The organism is Brucella sp. H1_1004 (assembly GCF_047308065.1).
GTDB classification, from domain to species: Bacteria; Pseudomonadota; Alphaproteobacteria; order Rhizobiales; family Rhizobiaceae; genus Brucella; species Brucella pseudogrignonensis_B.
Map to the genome: position 1 here is coordinate 1205740 of NZ_JAYKZA010000002.1, position 19519 is coordinate 1225258.

The following is a 19519-nucleotide window of genomic DNA, read 5'->3' on the forward strand; positions in this document are numbered from 1 at the left end:
CGTTACTCAAACCCACTAACCATCCTCCTTATGCAACAAAAAGGAGATACCAAAGAATGTTGCAATAACAACTGGAACCCATGCGGCAACGAACGGCGGAACGAATCCCGCATTCCCGAATGCCTTCACCAAGACCGAAACGACATAAAGCATGAAGCCAGCAACAACGCCACCCAGAATCATCGCTCCGGACTGTCCAAATCGCACAAATTTTAACGACACGGTTGCAGCAATGAGCGTCATTGCCATCAGCAGTGCTGGCAATGCCAGAAGTGACTGGTATTGCATGTCAAATGCGTTTGCTGAATAGCCAAATGAACGCGCGACTTCGACCTTCTGACGCAATTGCGTAAAGGGAATTGTGTCAGGGGAGGCTAGCTTTTCTTCCACATATTCTGGACGCAGCTGCGTCGGTATCTGGAATGTGCTGAGTTTGACGGGTTCTTTCCCGCGAGCAAATTCAGTGACGTCAGTGAGTTCCCAGAAGCCATTCGTCAGCTTGGCAGTACGTGCATCGTAACGCACGCCGATATTTTTCTTGTCATCAAACTGAATGAACGTCGCATCCGATAGCGTTGCGCCGCGATCAAGAATGCTTTTCGCGCCGATGATTGTTTCGCCTTCATCGGTTTTTTGACGAAGCCAAGGATCACGCAGCGCAGATACATCGGTGACTTTGCCATTTTTCCATACCGATGCGATCTCTTCAGCTTTTGAAAAGCCATAAGCCGCAAAAGGGTTAAGGATAAAAATGGTGGCAAGACCGAAAAGAAAAGCCCCGAAGCAAGCGGGCAGCAAAAATTGCCATGCAGAAACGCCGACCGAACGTGCAACAACCAACTCATATTTCCGATTAAGCGAAATCAATGTCGCCATTGCAGAAAATAGAGCCACAAATGGGATCATTTGCTGCATGATGAATGGAACACGCATGGCAGAAATGCCGAGCGCAGCCCAGACCGAATAGCCCGGTAAGTTGGCAAGCTTGCTAGCGTTTTCTGTAAAATCGAGCAGCATTGCTAGCGCGAAAATTCCGAGCAGAAAGTAGAAGGTTATCTGAACGTAACGGGTAAAGAAATAACGTCCGAGGGTCCAACCAATCATGCTTGACCTCCGGTGTTTTTGCGGTTTCGTCCAAAAATGCGGTCAAAGAAATTTTCTATGCGACGACGCAACTGGTCGAATCCATCGAGGATTTGATCATTCCATTTATCCGGCAGACCAATACGACGTCCGGTCAACAGAGAAAAGCCAGTTATCAGAATGACACCCAAAGGCACCAAATACATGGCTACGATGTAGGTTTCGTCCTTATCAGCTCTGTCTGCCGAAAAATATCCCGCCCAATAAATCAGTAGCGCCGTGCTAATAGCTGAAAATGATGCCGATACGCGTGCTTCTCGGTGCGAGCGGGAGTCGCCAGCGAAGGCAAGGGCGATCATCGCGAACACGATTGGATAGAGCCATTCTGTCAAACGTCGGTTCAACTCAGCCTTATATCGAAGAGGGCGGGTTTGCAGAACGGGGTCGTTAGGATCGGGATTCAACAGATAGCTCAGAGGGCGGTCTTTTGCATAAATCACAAAGTCATCGCCAGCAGAGGTAAACTGACTAAGATCAAAAGCATATGAATTGAATTTAATTATCGAAACCGTGCCATCGGAAACGCTGCGGCGCTGAACTTCACCATTCTGCATCAAAAGCATATCGCCAGTAGGTGTACTCGCTATGTTGCCGTCAGCAGCATAATAGATGAGGTCGAGCGAAGGGTCGCGGGAGTCGGCGATGAATAACCCGCCTATACTGCCGTCGCCGCGACGCTCGGCTATCTGGATGTAAAGATTATCGGATAGTTTGCGGAAGTTTCCTTCCTGAACGACGACATTCAGCAAGTCAGCACTCGCATTCGCAATCATCGCGCGCATGTTCATTCGCGCATATGGATCAATGTAATTGGCAACAAGAAAGGAAACCACTGAAATGATGGCGGCAAGCATAAGAATGGGGCGCATAACAGCACTGCGCGGTGCGCCAGATGCGTTAATGACGACCAGCTCTGAGTCCTGATTCATTGTGGAAAGCGTCTGTGTGATCGCAATGATCAACGCAAACGGCATGACGAGTGGAATCGCCGACGGAATCAAAAGAGACGTAAACTGAATGATGGTTTGAATTGACTGACCGCTCGTCGTTAAGAAGTCGACGCGTTGCAGCACTTGTACTGTCCACGTAATGCCGACTGCGGCCCCCAGCACCGCGAAGAACATGATCGCCACGCGGCGCAGGATGTACAACTCAATCAATTTCATAGGCGGAGTTTACATCCCGGTTCCGTTGAAGGAGCCTGTCCCGATAGAAACAATGCTCGTAATTAAGATCTAGCGTAATAGCACTTGGCTAAAATTAGCCAAAGAAATTTGGTTAACAGATTACTAAAGATTTCTGACAGATGCCAGCGCTAGGCGGATTTGCGGACGTAATAATTAAAACTGATCGCTTTAACCATGAGACAGATAGTTCCAGAGTTGAAATCTGCACGTTTTCACCGGAGTTAACGTAAAACTGATTTTGATAACGCAATACCCTTGCTGTTTCGCCATATTCGTCTCACATGAGTAAGGAAAAGTCGCGACACAATCGTGTCATCTCATAATCTGACTTATTTGGAGTTGTTATGTCGAAACGCCCTTCATTTTCCTTCAATGAATTTTCAGTACCGCAAAAAGGCGTAAGCATAGTTTTGGTTGCCAAAGGTGGAAGCTTTGCGGAAGAGGCAGCTCAAGCTGTTGGTGGTTCTGAGAAGATCACGCGTATTATTGAAGTATCTGATTTCTCAGGCGCTCTTGGCAAAACTGCCGAGGCAATCGAAACCTCTGAAGGTAATATTGATAAAATAGTGCTGGTTGGTGTCGGTGAGCCGGGTGAACTTGGCAATGACGACTGGATCAAAATCGGTGGCGCAGCATTTTCGCGAATCGGTAAATCTGAGCGCGCGACGGTGACGCTGGCTCTGCCTGAAACGACAATTGCTGGTGATGAAGCAGCCGACGTCGCACTCGGCATGATCCTGCGTTCTTATGAGTTTAATCGCTACAAGACCCGCAAGAGCGAAGAAAATGGTGAACCAAAGCATGCTGCCAAGGTTCATATTCATGTGGCCGATACTCACAGCGCGAAGAAGGCGCTCGAAGTTGCTGAGGCGGTCGCCGATGGCGTTTTGAAAGCCCGCGATCTTGTTAACGAACCAGCCAATGTCCTTGGCCCTGTAGAATTTGCTGAAGAAGCGGAAAAGCTTCAAAAATTGGGCGTTAAGGTCGAAGTTCTTGGCGAAAAGGAAATGAAGAAGCTCGGTATGGGTTCGCTTCTGGGCGTTGCGCAGGGATCACCGCGTCCGCCACGCCTCGTTATCATGGAATGGCAGGGCGCGAAGGCTAAAGAAAAGCCTGTTGCTTTCGTTGGTAAAGGTGTGACTTTCGACACCGGCGGCATCTCGATCAAGCCAGCTGGTGGCATGGAAGAAATGAAGGGTGACATGGGCGGCGCTGCGGCTGTTGCCGGTCTGATGCGTGCGCTTGCAGGCCGTAAGGCAAAGGTCAACGCCATTGGTGTGATCGGCCTTGTCGAAAACATGCCAGATGGCAATGCGCAGCGTCCGGGCGATATTGTTACTTCAATGTCGGGCCAGACGATTGAAGTCATCAACACCGATGCCGAAGGCCGACTTGTACTGGCTGATGCGCTTTATTACACCAATGACCGCTTCAAGCCGCAGTTCATTATCAATCTGGCGACGCTGACGGGTGCTATTCTCGTGGCTCTTGGCACGCATCATGCAGGCCTCTTTTCTAATGATGATGAATTGGCAGACCAGCTTTATGATGCCGGTCAGGCGACAGGTGAAAAACTCTGGCGCATGCCGATGGGCAAGGAGTACGACAAGATGATCGATTCCAAATTCGCCGACATGAAGAACAGCTCTGGTCGCCATGCAGGCTCGATTACGGCCGCGCAGTTCCTCAAGCGGTTTGTCGGCGATACACCGTGGGCGCATCTCGATGTTGCCGGTACGGCAATGGGCTCGCCAACCAATGAATATAGCCAGACATGGGCGTCCGGTTATGGCGTTCGTCTTCTTGACCGTCTGGTTCGCGATAATTTCGAAAGCTGAATTTGATTCAGAAACAATGCGTTGTGGCGAAGATGTGAATCACTTTCTTCGCCACGATGAATGATCTAAAGAGAGCGCATGGCTGAAATCCTCTTTTACCACCTGACTGAATCGACGCTTGATGAAGCTCTGCCGGGGCTTGTCGAGCGTTCTCTGACGCGCGGCTGGCGTGTGACTATTCAGGCAGTTACGGACGAGAGGCGCGATTCGCTGGACAGTTTGCTTTGGACGTTCTCCGATACGTCATTTGTCGCACACGGGACAGATCAGGAGCCGCATGCTGAACAGCAGCCGGTTTTGCTGACCACGACGCAGGAAAACCCAAACAGTGCCACCGTCCGTTTTCTCGTTGAGGGCGCTTCACTTGATCAAGTTGCTGCTTACGAGCGTTTGGTTGTGATGTTTGACGGGCATAATCAGGAGCAGCTCGAACATGCGCGGGCGCAGTGGAAGTCGTTTAAGACGGAGAACCACGATTTGACTTACTGGCAACAGACACCAGATCGTCGTTGGGAGCGTAAAGCCTGATGCGCGCTCTATTCGTTGCAATGATTATCGCAGGGTTCAGCATCGCTTTGGGTTATCCCTGGTATATGCGCCATTTTACCGGTGATGAGATTGGTCGCTGGCCGATCCTTGAAAGCCGTCAGGCTGGATTTATTACGCAAGAAATCAAACTCGAAGCAAGCGATGCGCCTGTTCGCATCTTCCTCGATGCAACACCATTACCCGGCTATGTGCCAGCTGAACGTCGTTCAGCGATAACGCTGGCTGTGAGCCGCGATGGTTTTCCCGTTCTTTCGCAGGGGATGGATTTTGCTTCGAACAGCAGTTCGATCAATATGGACCGGCCACAGGATGGCAGCATTTTGCGCCAGAGCGCTGGTGATATCGATCCCGTATTGTCTGGCACTTATTCCTTCCGAGCTGTTCAAGGCAATACGGACGGTCTGCAACTGTCAAAAGTTGATCTTGTGCTGCGGCGTGGCGCCGAAGAGGCAGACGAGACCTATACAACGATAGGTCTCATTCTCGGTGTGCTTGGTGTTTATGCATTGATGCGAACACGCATTCGGCGTCAACGGATTTGAGGTAAGACGAATAGTCTTCGGGCTTTAGCTGAAGTATAGCGTTATTTAAAATATTGACAGGTACTCTGTAAATCAAATGCATGATATTTAAAATTCTTTCAAATAAATACATTTATATTTTATGGTGAAAATATGCCAATTTCATTGAGTGTACCTTTGAATTCATGGATGTCAGCGGTTGATTCAAACAGATCTCTTGCCAAAATGACGATTATGGGAACCCATGACTCTTGCGCCTTCCATGAGATATTGGGAATTGGTAGGTGTCAAACGATCAGCTTGTCGGATCAACTAAATAAAGGCGTTCGCTATCTTGATATCAGATGCTGTGTTTCAAAGGGTTCTTTTGAAATGCACCACGGTAGCATCAATGAAAAATTGAATTTCGATGATGTTATGAATGAACTTCGAAGCTTCTTGAATAAAAATCCAAGCGAAACATTTTTCATGAGGATAAAACAAGAATATTCCAGCGTATCAAATGCAGAGTTCATGAGCATTTTTAATGGGAGATACGGGAATTATCACAGGTTTATGCTATTTATCGATACGCGCAATGGCGCGGGTAGTCTTTCAGAGGCACGAGGTAAAATAGTTGTAATTTCGAATGTGGCTACAATGCCCGGTATTCAGTGGAATGATATAATAAAGCAAGACAATGACAGTGAGGATAGTCCCAAGAGAAAATGGGCTGAGGTTGTTAGTTTACTTGGTGCGGCTAGTTCGGATCACAAAACGTCGGATAGCCAATATTATCTCAATGGATTCAATGCGCATGATGCGACAGATACTTCATTTTCGATAAAGAGCATGGCTTTTTATATAAAAGACCAGTTTTTAAACTTTCTGAGATCTGATGTCGTTGCCCCAAATTATTATGGAATACTGGCCACGGACTATATCGATTTATATTCAGACGATAATATGAGATACATATTATATAACAATAATTAGTTTATTTGTTTCAATGGCCGAAATTATTATTCAGCCATTGCTTCTTCATATTCGGAAGACATTTCCAGCCATTTGTCTTCCGCTTCCGCGAGCGCCGATTTTGCATCGCTCATTTCTTTATTAATCCTGATCGCTTTTTGCGGTTCTTTTTCATAAAGAGCAGGGTCTTCCAGCTGCGCCATTGATGCCTGAATCTGTTTCTGCAGTTTCTGCATCAAGCTCTCGGTTTCCTTGATCTTTTTCAGCAAAGGCGCGAATGTTTCGCGCTTCTGAGCGGCGAGTTTGCGCTGCTCTGCCTTGTTGACCTTCGGACCTTCCTCACGCTCTGAAACCTGATCGCCCTTCGCATCAGCGAGAACAATCTGCCGGTACTCGTCCAGATCGCCGTCGAACGCTTTGACGCCGCCTTCACGGACCAGCCACAGGCGCTCCATCGTGGCTTCAATCAAGTGGCGATCATGCGCAATCAGAATTACTGTGCCGTTAAAAGAATTGAGCGCGTGAACCAGTTCTTCGCGGCTATCAATATCAAGGTGGTTGGTCGGTTCGTCGAGGATCAGCAGGTTAGGGCCGTGGAAAGTCGCAAGGCCCATCAAAAGCCGTGCTTTCTCGCCACCCGATAAGTCTTTTGCGGGTGTCAGCATCTTCTCGGTCGACAGTCCCATCTGAGCAACGCGTGCGCGAACCTTCGCTTCCAACTCACCCGGCATCAGCTTGCGTACGTGCTCAATGGCGTTGTCTTCCGGAATCAGATCGTCCATCTGATGTTGCGCAAAGAATGCGACTTTGAGGCTTGGCGAAAGCGTTAGCGAGCCTTTTTCAGGCTGCAAACGCCCGGCAATCAGTTTGGCGAGCGTGGATTTGCCGTTACCGTTGGAGCCGAGCAACGCAATGCGATCATCATTGTCGATGCGAAGCGTCACGTTGCGCAGTACTGGCTTACCCGGAACATAGCCGACATCTGCGTTATCGAGCGCGATGACGGGCGATGCAGTCTTTTTGTCTGCGTCAGGAAAGCGGAACGGCTGCACATTGCTTTCAACATAAAGCTCAATGGGCTTTAGTTTTTCCAGCGCCTTCATACGTGACTGTGCCTGACGGGCCTTGGTAGCCTTAGCACGGAACCGCTCAACGAAAGATTCCATATGCTTGCGATGCGCTTCCTGCTTGGCGTGAGCCTTTTGCTGAAGCTCAAGCATCTCATGGCGCTGCCGCTCGAACTGATCGTAATTACCACGCCAGAAGCTAATTTTCTTCTGATCGAGATGCATGATTGACGACGTGGCCGAGTTCAGCAGGTCACGATCATGGCTGATGATGATAACAGTGTGCGGATAGCGCTTCACATAGTCGACCAGCCACAAAACGCCTTCAAGATCGAGATAGTTGGTCGGTTCGTCGAGCAGCAACAGGTCGGGCTCGGAGAAAAGAACAGCGGCGAGGGCCACACGCATACGCCAGCCGCCGGAGAAGGCGGATGCGGGACGGCGCTGTGCTTCGGCATCAAAGCCCAGACCTGAAAGAATCGCGCCTGCGCGTGCTTCTGCCGAATGGGCATTAATATCGGCAAGGCGCGTATGAATTTCGGCAATGCGATGCGGATCGGTCGCAGTTTCTGCTTCTTCAAGAAGTGCTGCGCGCTCTTTGTCCGCCTTCATGACGATTTCAATCAGCGCATCTTCGGTGCCGGGAGCTTCCTGCGCTACCTGTCCGATGCGCGTATTCTTCGGCAGGGATATGCTGCCGCTCTCCGATGCAAGATCACCGGTAATCACGCGGAAAAGTGTGGACTTTCCGGTGCCGTTACGGCCAACAAAACCCGTCTTCGACCCCGCTGGCAGTGTGACACTGGCGTGGTCGATCAGAAGGCGCCCGGCGATGCGTACAGAGATATCGTCAAGAATAAGCATGATGAAAAGGCTTTTGCACGGCTTCCAATATTTGCGCAAGTATCAACTGATTGAATATCAGGCGAAGCGGCGTCCCGCTTCGCTACGCTGAAACTGAATAAGATCGAGCGAGGGAGCATCCGCACTCAAACGGGTGAGTGCCGCATGAATTTGTCCGCGATGGTGCGTCTGATGATTGAACAAATGACCCAGTGCTGGCGCAAGCCGTTGGCTGATGGTTCGCACATTGGTCGTTGTCATATAGGTGAAGCGGCCTGCAAGCCGTTCGGCATTCATGCTTTCAATATATTTGCAGACACGCTCATCTTCAGCTTTTCGCAGGTCGCGTAGTTTGATGAAGTCATCGGTTATAATGGCATCAAGCTCGTTTGGATGATCGCCTTCGCCGGTGAAACGTTTCATCCAGATACGGTCTGTTACGAGAAGATGATTAAAGGTTCGATGGATCGAGCCGAAGAAAAGGCCGAGGTCGAGCCTGTAATCCACATCGCTCAAATCGGCAGCTGCGGAATACAGCAACTCATTGGCCCAGCGATTGTAATAGGCGAACATTTGAAAGTGCTGTTCCATGAGTCCCCGCATTGGAATCGAATTATCCATCTATGCAGTCAATTTTCTGTCGTCTCAAGCTGATAAGCGACATACCCAAGGGCGCTGCCCCTTGGCAATCGGGCCTATCAACGCTATAGAGCCTCACTTTCCGAATTTTCCATCATACAAGGTGTCATAATGGCAATCGAACGTACTTTCTCCATGATCAAGCCTGACGCAACTCGCCGCAACCTGACCGGCGCGATCACCACCAAGCTTGAAGAAGCTGGTCTGCGTGTTGTTGCTTCCAAGCGCGTTTGGATGAGCACCCGTGAAGCTGAAGGCTTCTACGCTGTCCACAAAGAACGTCCTTTCTTTGGAGAACTGGTTGAATCCATGTCGTCCGGCCCAACAGTCGTTCAGGTTCTCGAAGGCGAAAACGCCATTCTCAAGAATCGTGAAATCATGGGCGCAACCAACCCTGCAAACGCAGACGCTGGTACCATCCGCAAGGAATTTGCTCTGTCGATTGGCGAAAACTCGGTTCACGGTTCGGACGCTCCTGAAACCGCTGCTGAAGAAATTGCTTACTGGTTCTCCGGCACCGAAATCGTCGGCTAATTGCTGATAGATGAATTGAAAAAGCCCGGTCGCGAGACCGGGCTTTTTTTGTATTGATATTTCTTAGTGTTAAAGGCTTTGAGCAAGCCTTGCCAACTCGTCGCCGCCTTCATCAATCAGGACGAGTTTTCCAGCATCCATTTTATACGAACGTGTCTTTTCGAGTATATCTAGGAACTTGCGTTCTTGATTCATCAGAGCGGGCGGGCATTGCATATAAGTGGAGCCGATTTCGGCAAAGGAGATTTTGCTGCCTGAGATTGTCGCCTTACTCATAAAGCGGTTGCATCCGCCTGAACCGCTCACAGTGCCATCCGAGTCGACAAGGAGTGTGGTTTGCGCAGTATCTACGACTCCACCACCTTGTATGTCTTCAGCGAGCCAGTCTTTGCCTTCAATCCCAATGGCGGTTGATTCATCCGAGCTTTTGCGAACCATTACAACTTTAATCTCAATGGAATCGTCGGGCTTCTTCGGGTCAATCGAATAGCGCTCATCATTCACAAACCATAATGTATCACCGGCGACGATGCGCGCCTGCAAAGCGTAATTATGGCTTGGTTCAATCTCGTCAGTGTCGAAGCTAATTGCGAAAGGGATGGGTACGCCCTGCAATGTATTAACCGTTGTTTCAGCAATAATCTTTGACGGTGCATCAGCAAGGGAAACATCTGTGAGCTGCACGATCAGGTGTGCTTCCGGAGGAAGTGCAATGCGCTCACGATACATCACCTTACCACTGATTGTCTTTTCAGCAGCAACACTTGCCGTTGGCATGGAGGTTGTCACAAACATGGCCGCTGCACCGAATGCACCCAGTCCAGCAGTAAGTGCTGCCACGATTGAAAGAGTTTTCGTCAGTCCTTTTAGCATCGCCAATTCGAAACTTTCGTTCCCCCAAACTTTTTGTGTCATACTTTTAGCTGCTCAGACAATCTTTTGATTGTCGCATTCGCTCACTCAAAAGCATCAACAGTCACTGCACAAACAATAAGCGCGGTATCATGTGAAAATTGTGGCAGCGTAGTCACACACCTTACAAATTAGCCTATATTTTAGGGGGTTAAATAGTTAATTCGGCATTAAATTAGAACCGAGAAACTCTTTGTATGCGAAAAAGAATTTTATCTGCGGCATCGTGTTGAAACAAATGCTGCATTCAGCGCTTCTGCCAGCGCTCACGGCTGTGGTCGTCCGCCACCTTTGATTCGACCCAATTACCCTTGTTGCCGTCGAGTAAATGTTCTCGTTTCCAGAACGGCGCATCAGTCTTCATGAAGTCCATAAGGAAGGAGGCTGCTTCAAAAGCGGCCTGTCGATGAGATGATGCGGTTACAACAAGGACGATATTTTCTCCGGGTTTTATCAACCCATAGCGATGAATGATCGAAACGCCGGACAAGGGCCACCGTTTGATCGCTTCGTCAGCAATGCTTTGAATTGCAGTTTCAGCCATGCCTGGATAGTGTTCAAGTTCAAGCGCAGAAAGCGTGCCACCTTCATCGCGACAAAGACCAGTAAAGCTGACAATCGCGCCGATGTCCTTGCGACCTTCGCCAAGTTTCCTTATTTCCTCGGTAAGATCGAAGTCAGTGCTCTGTACGCGAATGCAGAGATAGCAGTCATTGCTTTTGGTCATGTCATCCGCCTGTCATAGGCGGAAAAAGCCCAACCTCATTGCCATCTCGAATGATTTCATCATGTTCGGCATGTTCTTGGTTGATCGCAGCACGAATGACGTTTTCATGCTCGAATGCTGCTTCATATTCTTCGCCAAGCGTTTTCAGATGAGCAATAAGGTCGCTCACGCTGATTTTCTGGTGTGGGAGCTCAATAACTTCCTCGCCCTTGCCGATTTTTTCACGAACCCAAGCAAAATAGACGAGCTTTATGTGCATCATGATCAATCCATGACATGCTTGAGGCCAGCGCGGAAGTAATCCCAGCCGGTGTAAAGCGTTAGAATCGCCGAAATCCAGAGCAGAATAATGCCGATTTCTGTAGTGAAGGGCAGGATTTTCTCGCCGGCAGGACCAGCGAGCAAGAACGCCAAAGCAACCATCTGCGCAGTGGTTTTCCACTTTGCTAATTTTGACACTGGAACACTGACTTTGAGTTCAGCAAGATATTCGCGCAAGCCAGACACAAGAATTTCGCGGCAAAGAATGATAATCGCTGCCCACAGCGTCCATCCAGCGATGGTGCCATCAGCTGCCAGCAACAGAAGGCAGGCCGATACCAGAAGCTTATCGGCGATCGGATCAAGCATACGGCCAATCGTTGACGTCTGTTGCCAGATACGTGCGAGATAGCCATCGAAAAAGTCTGTAATGCTGGCAATAGCAAAAATTGCTAATGCGGCCCAGCGCGAATTATCACTCGATTGAAGTCGTCCCTCTACGAAGAAACATAAAACGACAAGCGGCACGGCAATAATCCGAGCGTAAGTCAGTATGTTTGGTAGGGAGAGAGTGTGATTTTTCCGCATTGTACCGCCGTATCCGTTGCTGGTGCACAACATCAGGGATGACTAAGAAAATCAACACCTGCTCATGTGTTCTTTATGGACGTAATGACGCCTGTGGAGAATTACTCGCCCAAACCCGGACAAAATTACGTCATCGATCATGAAAATGATCGTGAATGGTCTTTGCCATCGCCTCTGAAATACCTTCAATCTGCATGAGGTCTTCAATGGCTGCTCTGGACACCGCTTTTGCAGTCCCAAAATGATGAAGCAACGCGCGCTTGCGCGACGGACCGATTCCTGAAATCTCATCAAGCGGATTGGCGACAAAATCCTTCTTTCGCTTTGCACGATGCGTACCGATTGCAAATCGGTGTGCTTCGTCACGCATGCGCTGGATGAAATAGAGTACCGGATCGCGTGGTGGCAATGTGAATGGCGGCTTACCTTCAATAAAGAAACGCTCGCGCCCAGCTTCACGGTCCACGCCTTTTGCAATGCCGATGGCCGTTACTAGGTGACCGATGCCGAGTTCGCTTAAAATCTGCCTGACAGTACCGACTTGTCCTTGACCACCATCAATCAGAATGAGGTCAGGCCATGCTGGGAAAGCATCGTTGCTTTCGACATCGCTTACAGGCTCTGGTTCGCCATGCTCCTTGACCAGTCTCGAAAAACGTCGCTCAATCACTTCCCGCATCATGCCAAAGTCATCGCCGGGCGTGATGTCTGTCGATTTGATATTGAACTTGCGATACTGATTTTTGACAAAGCCTTCCGGCCCAGCCACGATCATTCCGCCCACGGCATTGGTGCCCATGATATGCGAGTTATCATAAACTTCGATGCGACGTGGAACTGTCGGCAATTCGAAAGCTTCGGCCAGCCCCTTGAGCAAGCGTGTTTGTGACGATGTTTCCGCCAAACGACGGCCAAGCGCTTCGCGCGCGTTGGTCAAAGCATGATCAGTGAGCTCTTTCTTCTCGCCGCGCTGCGGAACGTTGACATGCACGCGATAGCCCGCCCGCGATGAAAGCGCTTCTCCGAGCAACTCCTGATCTTCGATGCTTTCCGATAGAAGAATGAGTTTTGGACAAGGTTTGTCATCGTAAAACTGGGACAGGAACGCACCAAGCACTTCGGCAGCGCTAAGCGAACTGTCGGCTTTCGGAAAATAAGCGCGATTGCCCCAGTTCTGGCCTGTACGAAAGAAGAAGACCTGAATGCATGTCATGCCACCATCCTGATAAATGGCAAAGACGTCCGCTTCCTCAACGGTTTGGGGATTGATACCCTGATGCGACTGAACATGCGAGAGTGCGGCAAGACGATCCCGATAAACAGCCGCATGTTCGAAATCGAGATCGGCCGATGCTGCTTGCATTGCCGCCGCGAGATGGTCTTTCACCTTCTGGCTCTTACCAGAAAGAAAGGCCTTCGCTTCATCGACCAACTCAGCATAGTCCTCGTCGCTGACTTCATGCGTACATGGACCAGAGCAACGCTTGATTTGATAAAGCAAGCAGGGGCGGGTACGGGTTTCAAAAACCGAATCTGTACAAGTGCGCAACAAAAAGGCGCGCTGAAGCGCGTTAATGGTTCGTGTGACAGCTCCGCCAGATGCAAATGGTCCGAAAAACTCACCTTTGCGTGTGCGTGCGCCACGATGCTTAAAAATGCCCGGTGCACGGTGGCCGCCAGTCAGCAAGATGTAAGGAAACGATTTGTCATCACGGAGCAAAACATTAAAGCGCGGCCGCAAACGCTTGATGAGATTCGCTTCAAGAAGCAGCGCTTCTGTTTCAGTTCGCGTGACGACAAACTCCATTGTCACGGTTTCGCCGATCATGCGGGTAATGCGGTTGGAATGCCCGACACCGCGGGCATAATTTGAAACGCGTTTTTTCAGGCTGCGGGCTTTGCCGACATACAGCACGTCGCCCGCGTTGTTGAACATCCGGTAAACGCCTGGATTGTTTGGCAAGTGCTTGACGAAAGCGCTAATAATGTCTGCGCCACTCAGGCCTGTCGTATCCGGCAAACCGTCCGATGAATCCCATTGAATGGAATCAGCGGCTGAAGCGACAGCAGGCGTCTCATCTAAAGAAACATCATCGTCGATATCCGCATCATCTATGACAATATCTGTCACATCCTGCTCACTATCCGAAAGCAGGTGCGAAGAAGCATCATCATTGAATTTGCGTGGAGTGGTCATTCTTTAATTCCTGCTATATCGGGCGTCTCCCATGCCAGATGTTGACCGCCATCAAGAGCGATCATCTGGCCTGTTACGGAGCGGCTGTCCCAGAAATAGCGAATAGTGCGTCCAAATTCCGACAGGTCGGGTGCACGTTGCAGCGGTAAACGGCTGACCTGTAATTCAAAGTCTTCCACATTTTGGCGTTCACTCGGCAAAGTGGGGCCGGGGGCAATAGCATTGACACGGATACGCGGGGCAAGTGCCTGTGCGAGTGTTTTTGTAGCATTCCAAAGCGCAGTCTTTGAAAGCGTATAAGAGAAGAACTGCGGGTTCAGTTTCCACACGCGTTGGTCGATGACGTTTATAACAAGCCCATCCAGATTTTCCGGCAGTGCTTTTGCCATTTCCTCAGCGAGCACAACGGGTGTTTTAAGATGAATAGCAAAGTGGCGATCCCACAATGACATATCAAGACTGCCAACACGGTCGTCTTCAAAGAGTGACGCGTTATTAACAAGCAGACGAATCGGTCCAAGCTGTGTTGATGCCTGCCGCACCAATCCGCGCACGTCATCTTCGTTCGCCAGATCAGCAGTCACAACACAGGCTTTTCCGCCATTCGCCAGAATCTCCCCTGCAAGTTCTTCGCCGTCTTTAACCGAGCGATTACAGTGAATCGCCACTGGAAAGCCATGCGCTGCTAAATCATGAACGATCGCTTTGCCGATGCGTCGCGCACCGCCGGTCACAAGAACAGGGCAATTTGCAAGCGAAATGGTTTGCGGAGTTTCCAACAGGGTAAACACTTCCTTATCGTGATTCATTGTCGTTATTCATGCCATTTTGCCGGAAAAAAGTAGCGGAAAATAGTGGGGCTCACACAGACTGCTGACAAAAGACTAATAAATTCAGTGGTTTCAGTTGGCGACTATCCCGTAAATTTCTAATTATCTTAAGCCTCCCCATTTATATAGGGGTGGTATGAGGGCGTTGCCAGAATGCAACATCGCAATTTTGCCATGTTCTCGACAGGTTCTCTCCACACCACGGAGCAGATCGTGCCGCAATTATCGTCGATATGTCGTTCCTGTCAGCGCGGCATGGGTCACCTGTTCCCCAAGTTGCTGCCCGCCCGATAAGGGACCGCGCTAAAGGTAATTTAATGAAGGAGAATGCAATGCGCACTCTTAAGTCTCTCGTAATCGCCTCGGCTGCGCTGCTGCCGTTCTCTGCAACTGCTTTCGCAGCTGACGCAATCATGGAACAGCCTCCTGTTCCTGCTCCAGTTGAAGTTGCTCCTCAGGCAAGCTGGGCTGGTGGTTATACCGGTCTGTACCTCGGCTACGGCTGGAACAAGTCGAAGAACGAAGTTCCTGGCGGCAACATCACTGTTAAGCCTGACGACTGGAAGGGTGGCGCTTACGCTGGCTGGAACTTCCAGCAGGACCAGTTCGTATACGGTGTTGAAGGCGATGCAGGTTACTCGGCAGCCAAAAAATCCCGTGATGGTCTTCAGGTTAAGCAGGGCTTTGAAGGCTCGCTCCGTGGCCGTCTTGGTTATGACATGAACCCAGTTCTGCCATACATCACCGCAGGTGTTGCTGGTTCGCAGGTTAAGCTTTCGGGCAACAACGATGATGAAAGCAAGTTCCGCGTTGGTTGGACTGCAGGCGTTGGTATGGAAGCTAAGCTGACCGAAAACATTCTTGGTCGCGTAGAATACCGCTACACTCAGTTTGGCAACAAGAACTACGATCTTGGTGGCACGACTGTTCGTGACAAGCTGGACACGCAGGACATCCGCGTCGGTATCGGCTACAAGTTCTAATTACTATGTAATTGAACAAAAAACCGGGCAGGAAACTGCCCGGTTTTTTTATTGTCTGAATTTTTAGCCTTGCGGTAAAAGCTTGACCAATTCTGGATGTAGTTCTTCGAACCGCTTCATCCAACGCTTGAGCTTTGGGCGACCGCGCTCCCACTTATCTCCAAAGCGTAGAGTGAGATAGCTAAGCGTTGCAGCTACGGCCAGATGGCCGCCGTGAAGCTTGCCAGCAAGACGTGGCGGAGCTTCATTCAGAAGGTCCAGCGCCCGTTCTGCCTTGCGCCATTGCAGGTCAAGCCATGGCTGGTGCACTTTTTCTTCAGGGCGCGCGCGACGCTCATAAACATGGGCTAGCAAAACATCAGCCAGACCATCAGCGATTGCTTCATAGCGCTCCGCGTCAGTGCGCTTTTCAGCATTGCGCGGAAAAATCTTATTTCCGGAAACACGATTGAGATACTGCATGATCGCACGGCTGTCGAAAACCGATTTACCATCATCGGTAATTAAGGTTGGTATTTTGCCGAGCGGATTGGCATTGACCAGATTCTCTGGCTCAGCCGAGGTGGTCACGACCACGCTTTCAAATGGAATGTCAGCATAAGTCGCTGCCATGCGTACCTTGGCGCTGTAGGGTGAGGCCGGCGAATAAAGGATCTGGGTCATCATTATTCCTGAGGTTTAAGATTATCTTGTTGCTGGCAGCATAACCGAACGGCTGCGGCACGCATTCGCATTTATCTGCTCACACGCGCGGAATTTGAGATCCTTTGTCATGCAGATTCGAACTTCCTGAAGATAGTTGCGCTTGCAGGAAACAGATATGCCGTCCGGCTTCATTCCGGGATTGGCTGTAACAAATGCTTTTTCTACCAGCATCGGATCGACTCGTCTGCTGGAAGTCAGATTACGCAGGCTTGGCGGAATATTTACGCGCTCATAGCCCTGACGAACTGTTGCGAAATAATCGTTTTGGGACAGGCCAGAGCAGCTTCCATGTTTGCGCCATTGGTGCGCGACCAAACCGGTTGACGGCATAATGTCGGAAACGCTTGAGATGATTGGACGAGGGACAAAGCTGCCTCGGCTGCGTGCATTGTCAAACTGACAATTGGCAGGATAACCCCATTCATTTTGTGGCCAAAGACCATGAACAACGAAGCCATAGGGCCGGGATGAGCTACATTGCTGTTTGTTCGCGCGCGGTCCTTCTAAAGCACAATAGCTTGGTGACCATGACAGCGACAACACATAGAAATCGAAATTGCCGGGGCGGATATCGCCCCGATCTTGCGCCATTGCGGGCAGCGCTGCGAAAGAAGCTGTAAGAATGGCGGCTGAAGTCACCGCCAGTTTACGCAACATCGGGGCTATCAACGCAGAACGCGGCAGCTTGCGTCAAACACATACCAGCGGTCGAAACCATCGACACAGAATTCGACATTGCTGCCGACGCCAGCAAAGCCCTGACCTTCTTCAACCATGTACCAGACCGGACGGTACTGACCATCGCTGAGTACAGCTGTTGCCTTACAATAAGTACGTTCAATCTGAGCTGAATTGTTCTTCGGTTCATAGCGGGTGAGGCGAACATCGCTCATCGCTGAGATTCCAACCTGCGGCAGGTGTGGAACATGACGAACCTGATAACCAAAATCAGAAACTACGCGACGCAAGACGCTCTGCTGATTGCAAAGACCAGCATCGCCAACTGCGACTGGTGCAGTTCTCAGATAATCGGCAGCGCTTGCGGGCAGGGAGACGAACGTCAGGGGAACAACCGACGCAGCTAAAAGCGCTGTCCGAGTAAACTGTCCGATGCGATCCAACTTGCGGTGCATGTCTCTATCCTGTCTCACACTTCGAGCGCGAAGCTCGTTTCATTAAATTGGCTTAGGTGCAGTTTCATTCAGCAAGGGGCGACGGTCAAGTGCGATCCGCTTCACCACGTATCCATTGTATGCTGAAATTGCCTCCCTTTTCTTCGCTAAGCAATTTGGTAAGGCAGGGAAGCAGGATTTGCATCTCACTTTCGAGTGTGTAGGGCGGATTGACGACGATCATTCCAGTTCCATCAAGTCTTGGTTCTAATGAAGGCGCGCGAATCGAAAGCTCAATCCGCATGATCTTGGCAATCTCCGTTTCGCGAAGGCTTCTTGCAAAACGCTCAATTTCCTTGCGATCCTTGACCGGATACCAGAAAGCATAGGTTCCGCCGGGAAAGCGCTTATAGGCCTTGACCAAACCATCGACGAGACGATCAAATTCTCCCGCAATCTCAAATGGCGGATCAACCAGAACCAGCCCGCGCTTTTCCTTGGGTGGCATATGTGCGCCAAGCGACAGCCATCCATCAAGCTCGATGACACGTGCTTGATAATCGCCATCAAAAAGCTTGGAGAGCTTTTTGGCGTCCTGCGGATGGAGCTCTATAGCTGAAAGACGATCCTGCTTACGCAAGAGATGGCGCGTGAGGAGGGGCGAGCCGGGATAATGCCGCAGTCCACCTTTTGGATTAACCGCGCGCACAGCGTCGAGATAGGACTGAAGCAGTTCGGTTGCCTGTGGCGGGATTTCGCCTTTTTCTAACGCGTCGAATATGCGGCGGATACCGCCGCTCCATTCGTCTGTCTTTTCAGCTTCAATACCACGCAGATCATAAAGTCCGATCCCCGCATGGGTATCGATCACGCGAAAAGCCTGATCCTTGCGCTTGAGATATTCGACGATGCGGGAAAGGATGACATGTTTGACGACGTCAGCGAAGTTTCCGGCGTGATAGGCGTGGCGATAATTCATGTCTGCGCTTGTTTCATGCCTTGTCGCTTTCGGCAATATCCCCGCTTCATCAAATATGACATATAAGTTTCATCATCTGCTCTTGCTTGAGTCGTGTCTTCTATGTCCGGTACTGTTCTGCTGATTGTCCTTTGTGGCGCATTTTTTCATGCGAGCTGGAACGCTATCGTTAAGGGAGGCAGTGATAAATTCTTTGCCGCCGCCTGCGTGGTCGGATTTGCAGGACTTATAGCACTGTTTTTTCTACCGTTCCTGCCGCTGCCACATCCATCAAGCTGGAAATTTATCGGGCTGTCCACGATCACGCAGATATTCTACATGTCGCTGGTTGCGGCCGCTTATAAATCGGGCGACATGAGCGAAGCCTACCCGATCATGCGCGGAACACCGCCTTTGCTGGTGGCAATTGTCAGTTTTCCGCTGATCGGTGAGGCGATGGGGTGGGGGAGCTGGCTTGGCATCGTTCTGATTTGCGCTGGCGTGCTTGCCATGGCGCTAGAGGCGCGCCGGCGCAATGGCGGTACTTCGAGCAAAACGGCACTATTGGCGCTCGCCAATGCTGGTTTCATTGCAGCTTACACCATTATCGATGGTGTTGGAGTCCGGGCATCGGGCCATACTTTATCCTACACGCTTTGGCTGTTTTTGATAAACGCCTTTCCGCTCGGATTCTGGGCGCTGTATCGTGAGCCAGATCGCTTTATCCAATATATTCGCAATCATTGGCGCCCATCCCTTATCGGCGGTATAGGCACTTTGCTGTCGTATGGTCTTGCTCTTTGGGCGATGACCATGGCGCCCATTGCTGTTGTCGCAGCGCTCAGAGAGACGGCAATTCTGTTTGGTATTCTAATTTCCGCGTTCATTCTCAAAGAGAAGGTTGGCTTGCCGCGTGTTCTTGCTGCTGGATTGATCGTCCTCGGCGCAATTACCTTGCGGCTTTCATAAAA

General features: G+C 50.2%; 21 protein-coding genes. 7 read left to right on the plus strand and 14 right to left on the minus strand.

The window, feature by feature from the left end; genetic code table 11:
* Positions 1 to 15: 15 nt before the first annotated feature.
* Both lptG and lptF read right to left on the minus strand, forming a co-directional pair.
* Complete coding sequence (lptG, locus tag U2P60_RS13040) at positions 16 to 1104, minus strand: LPS export ABC transporter permease LptG (protein WP_313828257.1); 1089 nt, start codon at positions 1102 to 1104, stop codon at positions 16 to 18.
* Entirely contained in the window at positions 1101 to 2309 is a 1209-nt protein-coding gene (gene lptF, locus U2P60_RS13045; protein WP_313828259.1) for an LPS export ABC transporter permease LptF, read from the minus strand. The genes lptG and lptF overlap by 4 nt, the downstream gene beginning before the upstream one ends.
* Positions 2310 to 2674: 365 nt before the next feature.
* Between lptF and U2P60_RS13050 the strand changes: the two genes are divergently transcribed.
* The 4 genes from U2P60_RS13050 (at position 2675) to U2P60_RS13065 (ending at position 6213) form a co-directional block, all read left to right on the plus strand.
* Entirely contained in the window at positions 2675 to 4168 is a 1494-nt protein-coding gene (locus U2P60_RS13050) for a leucyl aminopeptidase (protein WP_413572945.1), read from the plus strand.
* Between the two features lie 78 nt (positions 4169 to 4246).
* Complete coding sequence (locus tag U2P60_RS13055; RefSeq protein ID WP_413572946.1) at positions 4247 to 4696, plus strand: DNA polymerase III subunit chi; 450 nt, start codon at positions 4247 to 4249, stop codon at positions 4694 to 4696.
* Entirely contained in the window at positions 4696 to 5259 is a 564-nt protein-coding gene (gene bspB / locus U2P60_RS13060) for a type IV secretion system effector BspB (RefSeq protein ID WP_413572947.1), read from the plus strand. The genes U2P60_RS13055 and bspB overlap by 1 nt, the downstream gene beginning before the upstream one ends.
* 132 nt (positions 5260 to 5391) lie before the next feature.
* Entirely contained in the window at positions 5392 to 6213 is an 822-nt protein-coding gene (locus tag U2P60_RS13065) for a phosphatidylinositol-specific phospholipase C domain-containing protein (RefSeq protein ID WP_413572948.1), read from the plus strand.
* A 26-nt stretch (positions 6214 to 6239) separates the two neighbouring features.
* Here the strand turns inward: U2P60_RS13065 and U2P60_RS13070 are convergent, their stop codons facing one another.
* Positions 6240 to 8123, minus strand: a complete 1884-nt coding sequence (locus tag U2P60_RS13070) for an ABC-F family ATP-binding cassette domain-containing protein (protein ID WP_413572949.1) — start codon at positions 8121 to 8123, stop codon at positions 6240 to 6242.
* A 57-nt stretch (positions 8124 to 8180) separates the two neighbouring features.
* Positions 8181 to 8693, minus strand: a complete 513-nt coding sequence (locus U2P60_RS13075; protein WP_413572950.1) for a DinB family protein — start codon at positions 8691 to 8693, stop codon at positions 8181 to 8183.
* A gap of 159 nt (positions 8694 to 8852) precedes the next feature.
* Here U2P60_RS13075 and ndk point away from each other — a divergent pair, with 159 nt between their 5' ends.
* Positions 8853 to 9275, plus strand: coding sequence for a nucleoside-diphosphate kinase (gene ndk, locus U2P60_RS13080; RefSeq protein WP_313828268.1), 423 nt, complete (start codon positions 8853 to 8855; stop codon positions 9273 to 9275).
* Between the two features lie 69 nt (positions 9276 to 9344).
* Here ndk and U2P60_RS13085 read toward each other — a convergent pair whose 3' ends face one another.
* The 6 genes from U2P60_RS13085 to U2P60_RS13110 form a co-directional block, all read right to left on the minus strand.
* Positions 9345 to 10148 (minus strand): META domain-containing protein, encoded by an 804-nt coding sequence (locus U2P60_RS13085; protein WP_313828622.1) that lies wholly within the window; start codon positions 10146 to 10148, stop codon positions 9345 to 9347.
* Positions 10149 to 10434: 286 nt separating this feature from the next.
* On the minus strand, positions 10435 to 10914 hold the full coding sequence (locus U2P60_RS13090) for a molybdenum cofactor biosynthesis protein MoaE (protein ID WP_413572951.1): 480 nt from the start codon (positions 10912 to 10914) through the stop codon (positions 10435 to 10437).
* 1 nt (position 10915) lies between these two features.
* Positions 10916 to 11173: a molybdopterin converting factor subunit 1 gene (moaD, locus tag U2P60_RS13095; protein ID WP_413573794.1), complete on the minus strand. Its 258-nt coding sequence runs from the start codon at positions 11171 to 11173 to the stop codon at positions 10916 to 10918.
* Positions 11174 to 11178: 5 nt separating this feature from the next.
* Positions 11179 to 11763: a CDP-diacylglycerol--glycerol-3-phosphate 3-phosphatidyltransferase gene (gene pgsA / locus U2P60_RS13100; protein WP_313828272.1), complete on the minus strand. Its 585-nt coding sequence runs from the start codon at positions 11761 to 11763 to the stop codon at positions 11179 to 11181.
* Positions 11764 to 11893: 130 nt separating this feature from the next.
* A complete protein-coding gene (gene uvrC, locus U2P60_RS13105; protein WP_413572952.1) occupies positions 11894 to 13960 on the minus strand; it encodes an excinuclease ABC subunit UvrC in 2067 nt (688 codons plus the stop codon).
* Complete coding sequence (locus U2P60_RS13110) at positions 13957 to 14769, minus strand: SDR family oxidoreductase (RefSeq protein WP_413572953.1); 813 nt, start codon at positions 14767 to 14769, stop codon at positions 13957 to 13959. The genes uvrC and U2P60_RS13110 overlap by 4 nt, the downstream gene beginning before the upstream one ends.
* Positions 14770 to 15122: 353 nt before the next feature.
* Here U2P60_RS13110 and omp25 point away from each other — a divergent pair, with 353 nt between their 5' ends.
* On the plus strand, positions 15123 to 15773 hold the full coding sequence (gene omp25, locus U2P60_RS13115; RefSeq protein ID WP_313828276.1) for an outer membrane protein Omp25: 651 nt from the start codon (positions 15123 to 15125) through the stop codon (positions 15771 to 15773).
* A 63-nt stretch (positions 15774 to 15836) separates the two neighbouring features.
* Here omp25 and U2P60_RS13120 read toward each other — a convergent pair whose 3' ends face one another.
* The 4 genes from U2P60_RS13120 to U2P60_RS13135 all read right to left on the minus strand — a co-directional run bounded on the left by U2P60_RS13120 (position 15837) and on the right by U2P60_RS13135 (position 18569).
* Positions 15837 to 16436, minus strand: a complete 600-nt coding sequence (locus tag U2P60_RS13120) for a glutathione S-transferase (protein WP_413572954.1) — start codon at positions 16434 to 16436, stop codon at positions 15837 to 15839.
* 21 nt (positions 16437 to 16457) lie between these two features.
* A complete protein-coding gene (locus U2P60_RS13125; protein WP_413572955.1) occupies positions 16458 to 17135 on the minus strand; it encodes a ribonuclease T2 family protein in 678 nt (225 codons plus the stop codon).
* Positions 17136 to 17143: 8 nt separating this feature from the next.
* Entirely contained in the window at positions 17144 to 17611 is a 468-nt protein-coding gene (locus U2P60_RS13130; protein ID WP_413572956.1) for a phage portal protein, read from the minus strand.
* 85 nt (positions 17612 to 17696) lie between these two features.
* Entirely contained in the window at positions 17697 to 18569 is an 873-nt protein-coding gene (locus U2P60_RS13135; RefSeq protein ID WP_413572957.1) for a 23S rRNA (adenine(2030)-N(6))-methyltransferase RlmJ, read from the minus strand.
* A gap of 102 nt (positions 18570 to 18671) precedes the next feature.
* Between U2P60_RS13135 and U2P60_RS13140 the strand changes: the two genes are divergently transcribed.
* Positions 18672 to 19517, plus strand: a complete 846-nt coding sequence (locus U2P60_RS13140; RefSeq protein WP_313828282.1) for a DMT family transporter — start codon at positions 18672 to 18674, stop codon at positions 19515 to 19517.
* The last annotated feature ends 2 nt before the right edge of the window (positions 19518 to 19519 follow it).